This window comes from Streptacidiphilus carbonis (genome assembly GCF_000787775.1).
Classification (GTDB): Bacteria; Actinomycetota; Actinomycetes; order Streptomycetales; family Streptomycetaceae; genus Streptacidiphilus; species Streptacidiphilus carbonis.
The window spans coordinates 195899-199659 of the sequence record NZ_BBPM01000001.1 but is presented as its reverse complement, the minus strand read 5'-3'; the positions used below and the strand labels follow the sequence as shown (position 1 = coordinate 199659).

The 3761-nt window shown below is 72.3% G+C and carries 2 protein-coding genes; both read left to right on the top strand.

Annotated features, from left to right (window positions below; genetic code table 11):
* Positions 1 to 178 precede the first annotated feature (178 nt).
* Entirely contained in the window at positions 179 to 3322 is a 3144-nt protein-coding gene (locus TR46_RS00900; protein ID WP_042391930.1) for a glycoside hydrolase family 2 TIM barrel-domain containing protein, read from the top strand.
* A gap of 52 nt (positions 3323 to 3374) precedes the next feature.
* On the top strand, positions 3375 to 3617 hold the full coding sequence (locus TR46_RS00895) for a hypothetical protein (protein ID WP_042391928.1): 243 nt from the start codon (positions 3375 to 3377) through the stop codon (positions 3615 to 3617).
* The last annotated feature ends 144 nt before the right edge of the window (positions 3618 to 3761 follow it).

Below are 3761 nucleotides of genomic sequence, written 5' to 3'. Positions count from 1 at the left end.
GGGGGGGCGGGCAGGGGGCGGCGGCCCCTGCCCGCCCCTGCCCGATCTGACTCAGCAGGATCACCGTGCACGACTCTTGACGGGCATACGACGAGCGCTGTCAGAATCTGTCGCACGGTGGGGAGTTAGTGATCGAGCCTGTTTACTTCTGATCAACCGACTCGGGGAGGGGATCGCCGTGGCGGTCACTCGTAGGTCAGTGCTTGTCGCAGGTGCGGTCGGATCAGTGGCCGGGACGGTCGCCGGGAGCCTGCCCGGCCTGGCCGCCTCGGCATCCGCCGCCGGAACCGCATCGCGTGCCTCCGGGGGCCGAACCGTAGAACTCACCGACGACTGGCGCTTCGTCCTGGTCAACCCGGCCGCGGCCACCGACCCGACCGGCGCCTACGCCGAAGCGGCCGCGCCCGGCTACGACGACTCGGGCTGGCGCACCGTCGCGGTGCCGCACGACTGGAGCATCGAGCTCACCCCCACCACCGACTCGGGCACCAGCAGCGGCACCGGCTTCCTCCCCGGCGGCCTCGGCTGGTACCGGCGCAGCTTCACCCTGCCGTCCGAACTGGCCGGCAAGCGGATCTCGGTCGAGTTCGACGGCGTCTACATGGACTCCTACGTCTACTGCAACGGAACCCTGGTGGGGAACCACCCCTACGGCTACACCGGCTTCGCCCTGGACCTCACCGGCCTGGTGCACACCGACGGCAGCACCCCGAACACCATCGCCGTCAAGGTGCAGAACCAACTGCCCAGCAGCCGCTGGTACTCCGGCAGCGGCATCTTCCGCCATGCCCGACTGGTCGTCACCGAGCCGGTGCACGTGCGGCGTTGGGGCACGTATGTGACCACGCCCGGCCTGGCCGGCACCCTCGCTGCCGGGCAGGCGACCGTGCGGGTGCAGACCGCCGTGGTCAACGAGTCGGGCAGTGCGCAGCAGGTGACCGTCGTGTCCACGGTGCGGGATCCCGAGGGCCGGGTGGCCGGCCGGAGCAGCGCAACGGTGCCGGCGCCGGCCGGACCGGCCACGGCGGCGACCACCGCCACCCAGGAGATCGCGGTCGCCCGGCCGCAGTTGTGGTCCTTCGACACCCCCCGGATGTACAGCCTGGAGACCGAGTTGCGGGTCGGCGGGGCGACCGCCGACACCTACCGCACCCCGTTCGGCATCCGCCACGCCACCGTCGACCCGGACAACGGCCTCTCCCTGAACGGGACGTACGCCAAACTGCAGGGCGTCGACCTGCACCACGACCAGGGCGCGCTGGGCAGCGCCATCAACGCCGACGCCCTGCGCCGGCAGATGGGCACCATGAAGAGCATGGGCGTCAACGCCTTCCGCACCTCGCACAACCCGCCGTCGCCGGAAATGGTCGCGGTCTGCGAGGAGTTGGGCATCCTGATGATGGTGGAGGCCTTCGACTGCTGGCACACCGGCAAGACGGCCTACGACTACCACCGCTTCTTCGACCAGTACTCTGACGGCGACATCGCCGAGATGGTGCTGGCCAACCGCAACTCCCCGGCCGTGCTGATGTGGTCGATCGGCAATGAGATCCCCGACTCCACCAGCACCGCGGGGCTGGCCATGGCGCAGAAGCTGATCGACGACATCCGCGCCCTGGACGACAGCCGTCCGATCGTGATCGGCTCGGACAAGTACCGCGGCCTGCCCAAGCCCGGCTCGGCGGCCGACCTGATGCTCGCCAAGCTGGACGGGCTGGGCCTCAACTACAACACCGCCGCCTCGGTGGACGCCCTGCACGCGCGCTACCCGCACCTGTTCCTGTTCGAGTCGGAGTCCTCCTCCGAGACATCGACCCGCGGCTTCTACCAGCAGCCGGAGCAGCTCAACACCGGCGAGAACTACTCCCCCGGCCGCCGCGAGACCTCCTCCTACGACAACAACCTGGCCTCCTGGACCATCAGCGGCGAGTACGGGCTGAAGAAGGACCGGGACCGCAGGTTCTTCGCCGGGCAGTTCCTCTGGTCCGGGACGGACTACATCGGCGAGCCCACGCCCTACGACGTCTTCCCGGTCAAGTCGTCCTTCTTCGGGGCGGTCGACACCGCCGGCTTCCCCAAGGACGCCTACCACCTGTTCCGCAGCCAGTGGAGCAGGGAGCCGATGGTCCACCTGGTGCCGATGGACTGGAGCGGCCACCGGCCCGGCGAGACCGTCGAGGTCTGGGCCTACGCCAATGTGCAGAGCGTGGAGCTCTACCTCAACGGAAAGTCGCTGGGCGTGCGCAGCTTCGACGCCAAGACCACCACCGACGGCCGCGGCTACCTGGAGACCACCGAGCCCACCGGGGACGACCGCACCGTCACCTCCGGCCCCTATCCCGGCAGTTACACCAGCCCCAACGGCAGCGCCGGCAAGCTGCACCTGACCTGGAAGGTGCCGTTCGCCCCGGGCGAGCTCAAGGCGGTGGCCCGCCGCGACGGGAGGACCGTCGCCACCGATGTGCTGCGCACCGCCGACGCCCCGCACTCGGTCCGGCTCAGCACGGACCGCTCCGCCGTGGACGCCGACGGACGGTCACTGGTCTACGTCACCGCCGAAATCGTGGACGCGCACGGGACGGTGGTGCCCTCCGCCGACAACCTGATCGCCTTCCAGGTCAGCGGCGGCTCGCTGGCCGGCGTGGACAGCGGGCGCCCGGAGAGCGCCGAGCGCTACCAGGCCGGCACCCGCGCCGCGTTCCACGGCAAAGCACTGGCGATCGTGCGCTCCGGCACCCGCCCTGGGACGATCGCCGTCAGCGCCTCCTCGGTCGGGCTGCACCGCGGCAACGCCCTGGTGCGCGCGGTCGGCGTCGGCGCCGCGCCGGTCACGCCTCCGGCCGCCCTGGCCCCCGACCCGGGCCCGGCCGCGCCGGTCCACCCGCTGGCGGACGCGGGCTACTCCGGCGCGCCCACCACGCTGCCCGCGGCGATGCTCGACGGCAATCCGGCGACCGGCTGGTCCAACTACTACGTCAAGAGCGCCACCGCGCTGCTGCCCGGGTTCGCCGGGGCGGGACCGGCGAGCTGGGTGTCCGTCAGCTACGGCGGGCCGCAGACCTTCGACCGGGTCGAGGTCTCCTTCACCGTGGACGCGACCCACTCCCGCCCGGCCGGGCTCACCGTCTCGGTCTGGAACGGCTACCGGTACGTCCCGGTCGGCGGCGCCTCGGTCAGCTGGGCCACGGCCTCGGACACGCCGACCGTGGTCACCTTCGACCCGGTCCGCGGCACCCGGCTGCGACTGGACCTGACCGCCGCCGACCCGGCCGCGGCCGACGCCGCCCAACGGATCAGCACACTGACCGTGCCGGTCGGCTGAGCGGACCCGTACCGGGGCTGCGGCTCAGCTGCACCACCACAGGAAGTGGCTGGTGCAGCTGGCCGAAGGGGTGGGACGCGCCGACGCCGGCCCGGAGCTGGTGGCGGAGGCGGTGGCCGACGGGGACACCGAGGCGGCCGGTGCGGACGAACTGGCGGTCGCGCGGGGGGTGGTGGGCCCGGTCGACGCCTTGGCCGGGTGCGAGGACGCGGCCGAGGAGGACGCACTGGCACTGGCACTCGCGCTGGCACTCGCACGGGCCGAGGGCGAGGCGGCCCCGGCCGTCGCGCTCTGACTGGCACCGGGGCCCGCACCGGTCCCGGCGTCGGTGCCGGCCGTCGAGGCCGCCGGGGCCGAACTGTCGGCGGGCGCGGCCGAGGCGCCGACCGGCGGCGAGTCGCCCATACCGGTGCTGACCGCGAGCAGCCCGAGGCCGCCG